The sequence below is a fragment of the Paraburkholderia aromaticivorans genome (genome assembly GCF_002278075.1).
Classification (GTDB): Bacteria; Pseudomonadota; Gammaproteobacteria; order Burkholderiales; family Burkholderiaceae; genus Paraburkholderia; species Paraburkholderia aromaticivorans.
This window is the reverse complement of sequence record NZ_CP022989.1, coordinates 13369-28683: the sequence shown is the minus strand read 5'-3', so window position 1 is coordinate 28683 and position 15315 is coordinate 13369. Positions and strand designations below refer to the sequence as shown.

The following is a 15315-nucleotide window of genomic DNA, read 5'->3' as shown; positions in this document are numbered from 1 at the left end:
ACATGGGTTGGGGCTTCAGGAAAAGCATAAAAATCGCGCCCGGTATCCGCATCAATCTCAGCAAGAGCGGAATCAGCACATCCATTGGTGGAAAGGGCTTTACGTACAACACCCGTGGCCGCATCACCACAAGTATTCCGGGAACCGGAATCAGATATACGACAAGTTTGAAGGGCAGGAAATCGGGCCGTCGGAAAAGTCACGGCACATCTGCGAGCACCGGGTCTGAATATATGAATACCGACAACTTATCAAAGAGAGAGCAGGCAACGCAGGACTTCGTCTATAAGGTGCAGTCACGCACAACGAATGCGCTACGACAGTATTTCATCTCCCATGGTGTTTATGTCGAAGATGATGACATCGGTGAAGCGCTCAAGCTCGAGGCGTTTCAACCGTTTCTCAATACGCTCGCTCACGATTTGGCGCTCACAACGAAAGCTATCAAGTTAGCCGTGGACATCGGCACGGTCTCGCTCGCAGAAAAAGAAAAGGCGATGCTGGCGGTCTACGAGATGGAGCACAAGTGTGCTGCGGCGCAAGGACCTCGCGGTGAGCTGCAGACAGCCGCGAGCGCTTTGATGGCCAGAGTGCAGGCATGGCCGAGCGCTCCTGGATTCGTCGGTCCTCTCTTTGCTGCGCTGTTAGGTTGTTTTCTCATGGCCGTGCTTAGCGTGTCCGTGGGCCTTGCGTTGACTGGACTCGCACTTGCTTACGGTGGATACAAGACCTTCCGTTTCATGCGTAAGAAGGCCGTTTCCTCTCAAGCCATCAAGGAGGCGAACGAGTGGTTTCAGTCCAAACTAACTGTAGAGGTCACGCCGCGACCGGCCATCCGTTCGGGTAATGACTATGTTGCCCTCAAGGCGGCGGCATCCGCAACAGTCACTGCGGCGGCGGTCATCTACACCATCACCGTCTATCCTCACCACGACGCGTCGAATGGCAATGGCGAACAGGCGAAGCTTCAATTCAACACAACCGCAGTCGGTTCGAATGGCGTTGTGCCGGCTGCCGCTACTGCCACGACACTGAATATAGTTCATCCGGTTCCCGACTTTAGCTGGCTTGTTGGAAAGTATCCGTCTGATGTCGTGAATGACAAACGATTCCGTTCTGCTTTCAACGGCGTCTCGCGAGCGGACTGGAAGAAAATCTCAGAGCGGCTTGCTGTGATGAACTCTTCCGGAATTCAGATGCAAGACGGTTATCTCGTTGCGCAAGGGTGCAAAGAACATGAGTGCAGTACGGAGCAAGCCGCGTTTGCCGTCAATGCAACATCCGGCAAAGGCGTGGTGCTCGTCAAGCAAACCTCAAACCCTTCGGGGAACGCCTCGATAAAGATATTCCAGTGGCCTGACTTGTCCGTCGGTGTGACACCACTATCAAGTTGGGCGCAGGAGGTTGCAGGCACAGACGCCGAGCCTTCGGCTAAGACGGCTTCATTCCAGCAGACCAGCTTTGACTGTTCGAAGGCTCATTCCGATGCAGAGCACATCATTTGTAGCGACGCCGAGCTGGCCTCAGACGACGTTCAACTGGCTGCAATCTATGCCAAGGCAAAAGCCGCTGCAGATGACCCGGTTGCATTCAAAGAGCGGACCCGGGCCCAATGGAATTATCGCGAGCAAAAATGCCATGAGCGCGAATGCTTAGTCCGGTGGTACGCCGACCAGAATGTTGCGCTTGCAGCGATTGCCGAGACCGGTAAGGTTGCTCAGCAGTAGAAACGTTGGCAAAGTCAGGGCAAATCGTCACGTTCATATGAAAATCTGCGGCGGTCTGTGACAGATGTCATTGGATGGCGACGAAAGAAAGAGAAAGGTAAAAGCTTGCGCCAGCGGAAGCGGAACAAGGATGCTTTCAACAATGAAAAAAGCACGCGTGGGCCCTGCTGTAGTTTGAGAGAAAAACATGCCGATGGATTACGCGCAGTATCGGCAAGAGGTTAGAGCGGACATTGCGAACGTGTTGCAACTCGCGGGTTGTCAGCCAAATCTTATTTGTCGGGTCTGGGTTCGCACGCCGTTACGCAGACGCACCAAATTGAGATGAGCTTCTGAAGAAGCTGGCCGAGACCTGTTGGAGGATGCGCGTGCTTGCGGCGTCAAGCTCATATTCAGCCGCAAAGTAGAGTTCGCGCCGACCGGCAACAAAGCAGCGTATGGCGGATTTGTGGCGATGAACGTGCTAACGATTTGCGCCGAGCGAAGCGACGGTGCCACGCCGGCTATGTGGTCGGCAATCGACTAACTGCTGAATCATTCGACGGTGATGTCGGTTGGCATGCGCCAGTAGTACGCCTACTGAACGGACCAGCTCCAGCGGGCGACGCCCGGGCCGATGCATGTCGGCTCCGCGCCGCGATTGCTATAACTATCAAAACAAAGGCTTCTGAAATGAGAGTGCGGCTTCCACGGGTTTATACAATCAACAAGAAGGTCGAAAAAAATTCGATTCGCCAGGTAGCTAGTCCTGAATTCGAAATCGAGGCAAATATTGTCCGGTTCGCCGTTGAAGGCGCCGTGGGCTATGAGGTTTCTGCCGAGGCACTTCCGTTTCGTGTTTTGGTACTACGGGACGCCCCGCGCGACTTGACTGCTTTGAATGACGCGGCTGTTCTTAAGTGTTCGGCAACATTAGGCGATGATGGAACTCTAGACGCGGTGACGGGGACGTGGCTGCAGCATTCTTCCCAACCGGCGGCTCCAAACGCAAGTCTCGATGCGAGCGCGAAAAGCGCCATTGCATCGTGGCGAGGCGCATTCAGATACGTTCTCGAAGATAGGGCTGCCGATGTAGTAGGCCTGCGTCCTCCGCAAGCTGGTGCCTTGCACGCGATACACGCCCATTGGTCGACCAGCAACGAAGTCGCGTCGGTGGTGCTGCCCACGGGTACGGGGAAGACAGAGACCATGCTGGGCGTTCTGACATCGACCCCATGCGAGCGGGTCGTTGTTGTGGTCCCGACAGAAGCACTGCGTACGCAGATAGCTGAGAAATTCTTGACCCTCGGGCTGCTCAAGGCGCACCGGAGCAACATCCTCGCCGAGAGTGCGCAATTCCCGGTCGTCGGGCTCCTTGAACACAGCATCCCAACTGTTGAAGGTCTGGCAGCTTTCTTCTCCGCGTGCAACGTCGTTGTCACCACCAGTCACATTGCAGCCAAGATGACGCTGGAATGCCAAGCCCACGTCGCCGAGCTGTGTTCGCATCTGTTCATCGACGAGGCGCATCACGCAGAGGCCCGAACATGGAAGCAGTTCAAAGCTCAGTTCGAAAAGCGGCGCGTCCTACAGTTCACGGCGACTCCGTTCAGAGATGACGACAAGCAGATAGATGGCAGAATCATCTATCGCTATCCGTTGCGGCAAGCGCAGCGAGATGGATACTTCCGTCCGATTACCTTCCGGTCGGTCTTCGAGTTCGACCCGCGGAAGGCCGACAGAGCAATCGCCGAAGCCACTATCAGCGAGCTGGACGCCGACGCGACCGGCCTTCATGTCGCAATGGCCCGGGCATATGACATATCGCGAGCGGAGCAGGTCTTCAAGATTTACGAAGAAATCGGTCGCTACAGCCCCGTTCTGCTCCATAGTCGGCTCACGGCCTCAGAGCGACGGGAGGCCCTCGCGAAGCTTGCGTCGAGAGCGTCACGGATAGTCGTGTGCTGCGATATGCTTGGCGAAGGCTTTGACATGCCTGAACTCAAGATTGCAGCATTTCACGATACCAGAAAGAGCTTGCCTGTGACGCTTCAGCTTGCAGGACGATTCACTCGAGCGAGAGCGGATTTGGGCGATGCAACGTTTATCGCCAACATTGCGGACCCGGGCGTGAAGGGGGACCTGGAGAAGCTCTACAGCCAAGACCCAGACTGGAACGAGCTTCTTCCGGACCTGAGCGATTCTCAGATAGACAACCAGATTGATTCACGCAAATTTCTCGAAGGATTCGAGCCGTTCTCGGGGGAGATTCCGATTCAGGAGATTCGCCCCGCTACAAGCATGGTTGTGTACCGTACGCGTTGCAGCGTCTGGAAGCCGAAGGACTTCCGCAAAGGTATCCAGGGCGTCAAAGCGTCCGACAAGGTGCGCCATACCGTCAACGAGTCCGAGAACATGCTGGTGGTTGTCGTTGGAAGCAGCAAAGGCGTTTCGTGGACAGACATTGAAGCGGTTCAGGATTGGCAGTGGGAGCTGCTGGTTGCCATATGGGACAAAGAGCGTGAGCTACTCTACATCCACGGCTCATCGAAGAGCGGCGAGTATCGGACCCTAGCCAAGGCGCTTTGCGGAGAAGACGTCGAGTTGATTCGCGACCCCGAGTTGTATCGCTGCTTTCACGGCGTGAAGCGCCTTCTGCTCACAAACTTGGGCATGAACGAGCAGTTCGGTCGAAAGATACGATACATCTCGCGTATGGGTGCTGACGTCGCATCGCAGCTTTCGGAGAAGTCGAAGAGAACTGCGCGTCGCGCTGTCATTTCAGGAATCGGCTTCGAACAGGGGGGCACAGCGACCATTGGTGCGACCAAGCGCGGTCGCGTTTGGTCGTTTCAACGTCTTCGTCTCGAATCCTTCGCTCGGTGGTGCAGGCACGTTGGCAAGAAGGTCATCGACAAGGACATCAATCCGGAAGATGTCCTCAACGGGACACTTATCCCGAAGCTGGTCAAGCAGCGTCCAGCCGTTATGCCGATTGCAATCGAATGGCCTGATAGCATTTACCAGGACCAAGAGAGCGTGTTCTCCGTTAAGCTCGGTGAACATGGCGTCAAAAGTGATTTTTGGGACCTCGAACTTAAGCTGGTCGAGCCCTCCGAAACCGGAGAATTGAGGTTCCGAATCGCGAGCGAGTCGATGGAAATCATCTTGCGTCTGGAAATCATCCCAGTCGCGGACGATTCGGTGTCTACCTATCGCTTCGTGCAGGAAGGAGAGCCGGGGATACTGCGCCGGCGGATGAAAGCTTGGACTCTTGCTGAGTTCTTCGATGAGAACCCGCCCCAGATTTTCTTCGCTGACGGTTCTTATCTGGAAGGTAACCTACTCGTAACGTTGCCGGACACGTATGCGCCGTTCGACGCTTCGCGGATTGAGATTTGGGACTGGTCAAAGGTCGACATCAAGAAGGAAGCGCAGGGCGCAACTAGGGAGAAGGATTCCATCCAGTACAAAGTAATCGAGGACCTGAAGGCTGCGAACAGATACGACCTCATCTACGACGATGACGGCTCGGGAGAGTCCGCTGACGTAGTTGGCATTAAGGTGACGGAAGAGGATGCGCGTACAACCATCGCCGTCGACTTCTATCACCTCAAATACTCGCAAGATAGCGTTGCTGGCGGTCGAGTCGGCGACTTGTACGAGGTCTGCGGTCAAGCGCAAAAGAGCATCAGCTGGCTACAGAACCAACTTCGACACACTGAACTTTTCGTTCACCTGTTGCGGCGGGACCCGAAGGTGCGCAAGGGAGTTGCTCTGTCGAGGTACCAGACCAGTGACCGTGACATGCTCGTCGCCATAAGAAACCAGAGTCGAACGGCGGCCTTAAGGCTCCGCGTGTTCATTGTGCAACCTGGCCTGTCCCGCGCAAAAGTGAGCCCTGAGCAACTTTCTTTGCTGAGTGTGACCGAAAACTTTCTGCTCGAGACGTATGGCGTACCCTTCGGCGTGATTGGGGGCGCTTGAAGCATGATAGCCGTTCATCGCTTTCGCGTCATACCGATAGACCGCAACACGTCGAGCTTCTTACAAGTACAAAATCTGTCAAAATTCACTCTATGCTAACCGACGACTCGCTTGATTTTGCACGTGCGCACATCACCGCGTTTTACGACACGGATTTCTATCCGAAGCCTTTTGAATATCGCGCGCTCTGGTACTACTGGGATGAGGTCAAGGAACACCTGCAGAAAGTGAGGCCGGCTGAATTGTTTGTCGGACCGCCGAAGTCAATCGCATGGCCGAAAGCGCGAGGCGGCTATCGGGTTGTCCATCAATTGGAACCTCTGGATGCGATTGTCTATGTGGCCCTGACCCACAGCGTTGCCGAACAGATTGCAGAAGCGCGGATGGGCCCAGAAGTCGCTTGCTCATACAGAATGAGCGTCGATGACTCGAGTTTTTTTGGTGATGGGTCAGGGTTTAACATATATCGGGCTCGCTGTGAGTATCTTTCAGAGGAGTTCCGATACGTCTTGTCGACAGATATCTCTGATTTCTACAATCAGATTTACCTTCATCGGGTCGGGAACGCCATCGAGTCCGCGACTGGTGACAAGAACGCCGGCTTGCAAATCGAGCAGTTCATCACCCGCTTGAACAACAAGGCATCGCAGGGAATACCTATCGGACCTGCACCTTCAGTTGTGTTGGCGGAGGCAGTAATGATTGATGTTGACCAGCACATCCAGAACATGGGTCTGGACCATGTGCGTTATGTAGACGACATTCGCATCTTCGCGAACTCTCGCGAGGAACTCGACCGCTGCCTTGAAGACCTCGTCATATATCTTCACGAGAACCATCGGCTAAACGTTGTTGGTGACAAAACGAGCGTCAAGAAGACGTCAGAATTCTTACATGACGAACTGAAGAATCAATATCAGTTAGAGAAGCTTGAAATTCTGAACGACATTGAAGTTGCCAATCCTTATTCGGCCCATGTTGAGGACGACGACGGCGAGGATGACGAAGTCGAGCAAAGCGAGGAATCACGTGACCCTGGTGAGGTGCTGCTAGACGCGCTTAGTCGAGTACGCAAGTTCGGAATGGTGGATTTGGCGGTAATCCGTGCAATTATTCGCCGCGCAAAAGCGAAGCGCATTTCCGATATTGCCGAACTGCTGCTTCAGGAGATTGAATTTTTTTCGCCTGCGGCAAATGATGTTGTTCTCTATCTCGCGCGGCTGTCAGACTACCAGTTGTTAGAGCTGCTACCACTATTTGTCGAAGGTTGTGCGCATGGTCGCTATGACAGGCAATGCGTGAAAACCTGGATGGAGTGGCTCTTCAGTAGTCGAGCCGTGTTACTCAGAGACAGGACGATTCAGCAGTTCTTGAAGAAGAAGGGAAGTGTCGTCGCACAGGCGACCGCTGCTATCACAACGAAGAATCTGGCATGGGCGAAAAGTGCGAAGGGAAAAGTCCTGTCACATGCGTCATGGGACCGTCGTTCTTATCTGCACGCGCTATCAGTGCTTTCGGGGGACGAACGCAACAAATTCATCCCGACCATACTCAAGCACCCAGCAATGACCCCGACCGACCTCTGGGTCGCAAACTGGATTGCGAAAGGACGCCCAGAACCGAAGCTTCCAAACATCTTTCCCGATGACGCGATTCCCTTCTAGAACTTGGAAATCAGCCTCGCATTCGTAACGCTTTCAAGGCGCTCATTCCGTCACGCCAAGTCGCGACGATGCCCGAGGCACGCTGCCGACTGGCATCGATAGCACGGTCTAAATACGTCTTGTAGAGAGTTCTCGTACACCCAATGGGCACCAGTCTTCATTCCGGGATAGTCGCCCGGCTGCTAAACAACGACTTCGACATTCTGGCGAACGACGATTGCTAGCTAAAAATGGAATCCGAAGTGGCCCGGGCGGAAAAGGACTGCGCCGGCTGAAAAGGCGAGGAACGCGACTGGCCATCTGGCCATAATGGCAGCATGAGTGATGACGTCCCGAATCCGCTGACGTTCTTTGACCATTCGCGAGACCGCACCCTTTAGTCGGTGCACGTCATCATCGAGTTCGACGTTCTTCATCGACAGCTGCTGGAGGATTGGGACGAGGTCGAGTTCAACGATGTTAGGGAATTTCAACGCAGGATGGCAGATGAGTTCGCGAACAAGCATGGGTTTTGATTCGCCACTCGCCAACGGGTTTCCATCCTGGCCAGTCAGGTTGAAATCAAGGCCGAACCGGCGATAGAAGCGATATCGTCTTTCCACGTTCTCCTTCCTGTAGGTGCCAACGTGGTGTGCCAGCAAGTTGATGGGCAATACTGTCTCATCAGGGCCCGCTCGCTGGGCCCACTTAACAATCTCGTTGAAGCAGAGACTGCCGACGTTCAGACTTCGCAGGGCCTCTTGTTCAACCACTACGAAACCGTTGGTTAGCTTGATTCCAAATGACCTGCACGCTGACATCGAACATACTTCTTCGCTCTCCCTCCAGTCGCCGAAACGGTCGGTATCGAGGAGGCAGGCTTTAAGGTCAATGCGTTCTCGGCCTAGCGCTCGGGATTCCTGGGTGCCAACTGCAAGCACATGTTGAATGTTTCGCTGCTCATCGTGAACTCGATACAGACGCCAGGCATAGTCTCGGTGCGAGTGTTGGTCGCGTGCTGGCCATTTAGCGACAAGACTCGGCCTGCCGCTTTCGTCGCTTTGCGGGCCACGTTTGACAATCGATGTTTCGTTCATATAGCGGTTCGCAGTTCTAGGCTCGAACAATTTGCATAGGGATACACCGGGCGGCTATTCGAGCATCTGACCGCGCCGGGCCGTGGGCCAGACGCCCCGCTTTTCTGAACAGGGTTCGCTCGGGCGCTCAAACGGCACGCGTGATACTTCCACTGTACTTGAGCCTTCTGAACCATCGCCCCCGAGCGGCCCCGCGTTGCCGGAATGAGACCTATTTTACGGTGCCTTATCAGCGACTTGCGAATTACGGGCGATTGTTAAAGAAGGAGCGATAGTAAAGCCGCTGGAGACGTTCCGATGACGCGGACGATTTTCCAGATTCCTGTGCGCAGAGAAGGCGCTCGATGTGGGGTTCAGTTCCATTACTCATGGAAAGGTTCTCCTTTGCCGCCTATGCTTCTCGTGACTGCGCTCTGGAGACGCCGTCTCACTCGGCTTTCTAAGTGAAAGGAGATTGTCATCATGAGTGTCGCTGACCGCCGCAACGGCGCACGAGACGGAACGGACAAGAAACTGACCCCCAAATGAGTTCAGGCGGCTACAGGTCCAACTTATCCTACAGGCCATGTTGAGCGGCCAGCGCGAGAGCGAAAGACAGATATTGCCGCGGGCGGTGTCTGCAAAGCTTCTCGGGCACAGCAGCGCCGGGACAACAGCGTCCTATGTCAATTTCAGGAGATGTCTGGTGGGGAGCCCTCCGGCCAGTTGCTTCGAGATTCCGGGCGTCAAAGCAGTGGCCGATAGCGAACGGGCGCCAGCAGAGATTACGTCGCCCTTCACCCGCGTTCATGAAGAAATGAACCGAGCGGAAGCCCTGTTTGCTCACCACGGCGCACTGCGCGCTCAACTTGAGGACGAGTGAAGGACCGCGGGGCATACCTAGGCGCCTGACGACTTCTTCTGAATCGGCGACAATCCTTGCTTTGCGGTGTTATGCCGCCATAGAAAGGTTGTCGGGAGGCTGGGTGAGCAGCAAAGTCGAAATTCTGGTTATTGATTCGCTTTCGGATGTGCGAGCAGAGGATTGGAACGCGCTAGCCGCCGGGAATCCTTTCGTCACGCATGAATACCTGTCGGCAATGCACAGTACGAAGTGCGCATCCAAGTCGACAGGGTGGCAGCCCACCTACCTGCTGATGTGGCGCGGGGGTGAACTCGCCGGTGCCATGCCCCTCTACCTGAAATCGCATAGCCGCGGCGAGTACGTGTTCGACCACGCTTGGGCGGACGCCTTCGCCCGGCATGGCATCCAGTACTACCCGAAGCTCCTCTCAGCAGTCCCTTTCACGCCAGTAACGGGTCCGAGGCTGCTGGCACCAACGCATGCCGATAGGGTCATGCTCGCACGGGGCGCCATCGAGTTCGCGAAGCAACTCGACGTGTCGTCCATCCACGTCCTGTTCTCACACGAAAACGACCTCGAAGCCTTGACCGATGCCGGCTTCATGCTGCGAGAAGGCGTCCAGTTCCACTGGGAAAATTTTGGATACAAGACCTTCGACGAATTTCTCTCGAAGATGTCGCATGACAAGCGAAAGAAGGTCAAGCAAGACCGGAGAAAGGTTCACGACGCCGGTGTGACCTTCCGATGGCTACGTGGGCAGGAGATTAGCGAGGACGACCTAGATTTCTTCTACGAATGCTACGAGAACACGTACCGGGAACACTGGAACCCGCCATACCTGAATCGCAAGTTTTTTGGCTTGGTCCACCGGACGATGCCTGACGCGCTGATGCTGGTCATCGCTGAGGCAGATGGAAAGAGGCTGGCGGTGGCCCTGAATGTCGTTCAGGGCTATACGATGTACGGCCGCTACTGGGGCACCAAAGAATTCGTCTCGGGTCTTCACTTTGAAACCTGTTACATGCAGGGTATCGAGTACTGCATCGCTAACGGACTTCACAGTTTCGAGGGCGGAGCCCAAGGTGTGCACAAGATGTCGCGAGGGCTGATGCCAACGCCGACGTGGTCAGCGCACTGGATTGCTGACCGCAGGTTTGCTCATGCCATCAGCGAGTTCCTGGACCGGGAGACCGCGGCGATGGACGAGCACATTGATGAGCTTGAGGCACATACGCCGTTCAAGCGAAAGGGTTGAAGGGCGCGAGATTTTCAAGAGGCAACTTTTTTCGGTACTGGACCACGGCGTCGAATTACGTCTCTGAGGACTGCGGCTTCCATAAGACTTTGCTCCTTCTCTGCCTCGCGGGCGCAGATTTCCGCTTGCTGCTTCTCGACGATTGACAGTTTCTTCCGCCGTCGGCTAGAGCGGACATAGGCTTGATACGAGTTTCCTGAGACGTGGCCCGAGACGTCCATAATGTCTTGAAGCACATCGTCCTTGGCGACCGACGCACCTGCCAGATGCCGTGCTTCGAGCGCGCGGTCCGCAAAATCATCCAGCATGCCTCGTCTCAAGGCGTGATACCCAGCGCCCTTCGGTGCCCCAATAGCGCGGAACGCCTTACCAAATAGCTGTGAAAGAGAGCGGTCCGTCAAGGACGTGCCTCTGCGGGAAAGGAATATGCGCCCACCGGTGTTTTTCTCAGAGCCCTTGGCAGCGTTCAGAATAGCTGCGCGTCCGGTGTTCGAATCCTTGATGTAGGCCTGAATGCGATACGCAAGCTCCCACGGCACGGGAAACGAAAATTGATGGTAGTTTTTTTGCTTTGGGGGGATGACGAGGAAGTGGTCTTTTCCGGCTTTGAACTGACTCTCGATTGCCTCGTCCGAGAACAGGTCCACCGTAAGGGAGTTGGCCGATTCGCACCGCCATCCTACATGCTCGCCCAGATGCAGAAGGAGCACGTTTCGCTCAGCCAGTACACTATCGAAATTTTCGCGAAAGTGGTGTGCGAGTTGACGGATTTCATCGGGTGTTGCCCAGTGCTGGCCCTCTTTTGTTCTTGAGCGCTCACCAGTGTGTTCGAATCTCACAGGGTACTTGGCTGACGCCTTTACGTTTGCATCGGTCTGAGCAACTCGTAGCGATGGAAGTGAGGACCTGATGTTGCATTTGTCGTCATCCCACGACATCAGATTTGATGCGTACTTCGCGTCCATCTGGGCCCAGCAGTAAAATTCATAAACCCATTCCAGTTTCCTGTTGGCCGTGGCCATGGCTTTGCGCATAGAATGGCGGCTGCGCGGGTTGTCTCGAATGCGCTGGAGCGCCCATTCGCCGTAGTTCTGCAGAAGCGTGTCGTTGGCATCGAGCCAATGCGCAACGGGTTTGTCGAATTGCTCAAGTGTTCTGACTGGCTTTAGCAAGATATCCAGATTGAATCTGGATTGTTCGTTTTTCCAATCTATCTTCTTCTCGGCAAGATACTCCGCATAACTCAGCATTGAATAAGTCAAGCTCTCAACATATGACGCATACCCCTTCCTGTTGATTCCATTCCGGCGGTAGCTCGCGAGCTTGAAATCACAGAAGTCGACCAAAGGCTCAATGAGCGCAAGTTTTTGGTCTCGGAATACAGGGACACGCTCGAGCTCTGAGTTGCCAACCCAAATCAGGGTAACGGCTGGAACGCGAAACCGCCGAGTACTCATAGGTGATGCTCCTGGACCATGCTGCTTTCGGGCGTCTGCAATGCTCCAAAACGCCGAGGCCGGCGTGCTCTAGTCCAACTTACGGCGCGGGCGAAAATGGATTCATCGCCAATCAATGCTACAGCTTCGCTGGCACACGATACAGCTTTATGAACCCACAGACGGTCTACAACAGGGGACGATGTCAACGGAAGAATGACATGCTCGGACGAAGCAAACTGACAACGCTGAACCGGTAGCGCATGCGCAAGCGAAATATGTGACAGATTTTCCGCAGTCAGTGTCACCTCACCGACTATGGTGAACCTGGCGATGGCAAGGATGCGCACCGGATGGCCATTGCGAACTTCATATCGGGCGTCGTCAAGTACCTCGAGCAACGTTCCCAAAGCACCCGGTATCAAACCGAGCTCCCATACCTGCTTGTGGCAGACAATCGGCTCCCCAGTCGTCGCGAACTGCGCACCCCGGAGTTTGACGGTCGACGCAGACTGCCCCGTTTCGCGTTTGTAGAGTATCGACTCCTGATGAATTAACGTATTGAACTGGTGGCACTGTTCTGGCAACGGTAGTATTACCAAGACACTTTGAGCCGACGCAGCCGCATAGAATTCCGAAACTGTTGCGGCCAAGGTCTCTCTCCAACCGGAGGTCGGGACCAGTCGGAACGCTCCGCCGTACCCGTTGCTGGAGGGCAAAGTAGCGCGGCCGACGTCAATGTCGTGCAGCAAGCTCGCGATGCCAGTCCGCGGCCGCCTTCTCGTCGACATCAGCGTCCTCGACTGAATCGTTGTGAGACTCATGAGCCATTGAAGAACAGGTCCAGGGCCGACGGCAAGCTGGTATTTTGACCGGACCACCAGACGTACGTCTGTTGACGCCGGCAGGCGGTGTAACAATTTCGAGAACAGCAAGACATTGAATCCTTCAGTGCCGTAGACATAGATGATTTTGGGTACCGAGCGTCCAAGACCGTCGGTGAAGAGTGCGGTAATAGTTGTGATTCGTGTCCGTGCACCCGAAGCCCTCAAACCGCTCACGATGGACTGGTCCGGTACGACGTGAAGCGATTGCTCTTCCATGGAAGCAAGGTGCGAGACGACCCCGACGGGCGACCATCCCTCAGCGAACATCAGGCTGATGCTCAGGGTACCTTGAGGGAAGTGTTTTCCGCTTGAGCGTTGCGACTCTGAAGTACCGGGTTGGCTATCAATCGACAGCCGGTTTCTCAGTGCTGATTCAATATTGTAGAGCCCTGTTGTCTGATAGACACATTCGCCGACTGGCCGCTTGAGCGTGATTAGTTTTCCATGCTCAATCGCAAGTGAAATGGCTCTACTGACCAGCGGCGTCGAACCAAGTCGGATGCTTAGCAGCCGTCGCAACGATGCGTCAGCAAGCGCAGTGTCGCCAAAGCTTGATGCTGCATAAAGGGTGGCTTCGACGGCGCCGATTAGTCGCTTCGACGATTCTGCATCTATGTTGAATACCCGAAGGGCCGCAGAATCGACCTGTCTCCAAGTTGAGAACGCGAGGTATCGGTATGGATTGTCTGTGAGGAGATTGGCCGCAGTTCGTCCCCAGAATTTGAACAGGAGCGGCGCCGAACTGACGGAAAAAGATGCCTGAACGAGCACTTTTCGGAGGCGTATCTCCGCCCAAAAATCGAGCCAACGTTCACAGAATGCGACGGCATCTCGAAGTTCCAATCGCAAAGCCCCGGCGATGCCAACATAGTCGGCTGCGTCAAGCATAAGTCTCAATCCGTCGCCCAGCCGTTTGTATGCTGACTTGCTTGTGCGAAGGTCAACTTCGGCAAAGTAAAGGTTACGGCCAAGGAAGCTGGCTATCTCGGCGCCTCGCGGCATATCGATGTATGCCTCGGTCGCGTGCAGTTGCGAGCCATGTGTCGCGCTATACCTGAAGCGTCCCTCGACCCTCCAGATGTCGCCGGCCTGCGGCTCGAGGGGAAGCAGGTTGTACGGGACAACGACGCGAATCTGCCGAACAGGCGAGACCGTCAGGACGAAAATCGCGCCACCTCCTGTTCGCGAAAGCACTTTCAGTATTTCGCCCCGGTGCAGGCGAGTTGGACCAGGCGTGTTCACAGCCGGACGTCCAGTCCAGTATCTTCGAGATACATCAATGCGTTTAACTTTCTCCTCAGCAGGCTGTTATCCGTCTGTAACTCAGCTAGTGCTTCGTTTATCTCTTGAGACGTTAGACCGCTTTTCGAGTTGCCCTCTGGCGCTCGCTTCCCTACGTTTCGCGCATGCATTTTCGCAATTTCGGCGTCCAGCTGGCCAAAAATTGCCTTCATTGTCGGATTGCTACGCGCGGTCGACCGTGAGATTCCGAGCATCTTGCAAATCGACTCTTTGGACGATTCGCCAAACTGGTTGAGAGGGACGTGCTCTAAGGCGGTTTGGGCACACCACTCAGCCAGTCGGCCGGCATTCTCCACTGCACGGCCATGGCGGTCGAATGATTTCGATAATTTCATTTCTTGCCTTTTGAACTCAGTGGCCGAATTTTCGCGAGCTGCGCAGTCAGCTCGGCGTTGGCGGTGGTCAGTCGTGCTATCTGGTCATTCAGGAGGTTGTTGTTATGTTCTCGCGCCAGCTCAGACCTACGCCACTCGGTTTGCGCTCGAGCGGCCAGTCGCCTTTGGTGGACCAGGTCGTTGTTGGCCTCTATGGCTATCTGTTTCCAGTAGTCAAGCTCCTTGCGCATCGACTGCAGCTCTGGTTTGAGATTGTCCTTGGATGCTTGAGCCGCAACCTTCTTGATTACACCCTCAATTTGAGTCTCTACATCTTCCAGACTCTTGGCATGATACTTTTTGCCTAGCGTCGAACGGCTGAGAGTGGCGAATTCCAGGATTTCGGGATACTTCGCAATCGTAGCGCTGCAGTTGTCTTTTGCCGTCCACGCACAGAATGCTCGCTTGTCGTCGGGGAAATAGTCGTAGAGGGGCTTGTTGTTCTCATCCGTGAGTTGCTTTCCGGCGTCGTCAATTAACGGCGGGACTCCGTGTGCCTTCCACTTTCTTAGCAGTTCCACCTTGTCGGCGATTTTCTTCCTGACCTCGGCAACGTATCTCTCTGAAATATGTTCAGTCACAGTTCGAACTCCTTTGGGAGATGTGGCTCAAAGGGCAGTTACTCTCGCCGCAGAACCTGCATCCACGCGTTTCCAAGACTTTTCAATGCCCGCGGGCAAGGCCGTTGTTCTTCCCCCGCGCGTTGTTCCTAAGGGAGTCCGCCGGAAATTTCCGACACATAGCAGTAGTCTGAAATTCCACCCGCCTTAACATGTACCGGTTG

General features: G+C 54.9%; 9 protein-coding genes. 4 read left to right on the top strand and 5 right to left on the bottom strand.

Features of this window, described 5'->3' with window-relative positions; translation table 11 throughout:
* The first annotated feature begins 2 nt into the window (after positions 1-2).
* The 3 genes from CJU94_RS00105 (at position 3) to CJU94_RS00095 (ending at position 7357) form a co-directional block, all read left to right on the top strand.
* A complete protein-coding gene (locus tag CJU94_RS00105; RefSeq protein WP_095417026.1) occupies positions 3-1727 on the top strand; it encodes a DUF4236 domain-containing protein in 1725 nt (574 codons plus the stop codon).
* Between the two features lie 372 nt (positions 1728-2099).
* A complete protein-coding gene (locus CJU94_RS00100; protein WP_244220886.1) occupies positions 2100-5693 on the top strand; it encodes a DEAD/DEAH box helicase in 3594 nt (1197 codons plus the stop codon).
* Between the two features lie 92 nt (positions 5694-5785).
* Positions 5786-7357, top strand: a complete 1572-nt coding sequence (locus tag CJU94_RS00095) for an RNA-directed DNA polymerase (RefSeq protein WP_095417024.1) — start codon at positions 5786-5788, stop codon at positions 7355-7357.
* Between the two features lie 224 nt (positions 7358-7581).
* On the opposite strand, the gene CJU94_RS00090 is transcribed toward CJU94_RS00095, so the two are convergent.
* Entirely contained in the window at positions 7582-8433 is an 852-nt protein-coding gene (locus CJU94_RS00090; protein ID WP_157763686.1) for a hypothetical protein, read from the bottom strand.
* A gap of 965 nt (positions 8434-9398) precedes the next feature.
* On the opposite strand from CJU94_RS00090, the gene CJU94_RS00080 reads away from it, so the two are divergent.
* Positions 9399-10532, top strand: a complete 1134-nt coding sequence (locus CJU94_RS00080) for a GNAT family N-acetyltransferase (protein ID WP_095417021.1) — start codon at positions 9399-9401, stop codon at positions 10530-10532.
* 14 nt (positions 10533-10546) lie between these two features.
* Here the strand turns inward: CJU94_RS00080 and CJU94_RS00075 are convergent, their stop codons facing one another.
* From CJU94_RS00075 to CJU94_RS00060, 4 genes are read right to left on the bottom strand one after another with little or no spacing between them, the layout of a single operon-like run.
* Complete coding sequence (locus CJU94_RS00075; protein ID WP_095417020.1) at positions 10547-11989, bottom strand: site-specific integrase; 1443 nt, start codon at positions 11987-11989, stop codon at positions 10547-10549.
* Complete coding sequence (locus CJU94_RS00070) at positions 11986-14097, bottom strand: helix-hairpin-helix domain-containing protein (RefSeq protein ID WP_095417019.1); 2112 nt, start codon at positions 14095-14097, stop codon at positions 11986-11988. Before CJU94_RS00070 ends, CJU94_RS00075 begins: the two co-directional genes overlap by 4 nt.
* Positions 14094-14492 carry a hypothetical protein gene (locus CJU94_RS00065; protein WP_095417018.1) on the bottom strand — a complete coding sequence of 133 codons (399 nt, stop codon included), beginning with the start codon at positions 14490-14492 and terminating at the stop codon, positions 14094-14096. Before CJU94_RS00065 ends, CJU94_RS00070 begins: the two co-directional genes overlap by 4 nt.
* Positions 14489-15112, bottom strand: coding sequence for a hypothetical protein (locus tag CJU94_RS00060; RefSeq protein WP_095417017.1), 624 nt, complete (start codon positions 15110-15112; stop codon positions 14489-14491). Before CJU94_RS00060 ends, CJU94_RS00065 begins: the two co-directional genes overlap by 4 nt.
* Between the last annotated feature and the right edge of the window lie 203 nt (positions 15113-15315).

What these genes read in the sequence shown, in the direction of transcription:
- CJU94_RS00090 (WP_157763686.1), bottom strand. Translation starts at nt 8,433, where the DNA reads ATGAACGAAACATCGATTGTCAAACGTGGCCCGCAAAGCGACGAAAGC.
- CJU94_RS00095 (WP_095417024.1), top strand. Translation starts at nt 5,786, where the DNA reads ATGCTAACCGACGACTCGCTTGATTTTGCACGTGCGCACATCACCGCG.
- CJU94_RS00065 (WP_095417018.1), bottom strand. Translation starts at nt 14,492, where the DNA reads ATGAAATTATCGAAATCATTCGACCGCCATGGCCGTGCAGTGGAGAAT.
- CJU94_RS00105 (WP_095417026.1), top strand. Translation starts at nt 3, where the DNA reads ATGGGTTGGGGCTTCAGGAAAAGCATAAAAATCGCGCCCGGTATCCGC.
- CJU94_RS00075 (WP_095417020.1), bottom strand. Translation starts at nt 11,989, where the DNA reads ATGAGTACTCGGCGGTTTCGCGTTCCAGCCGTTACCCTGATTTGGGTT.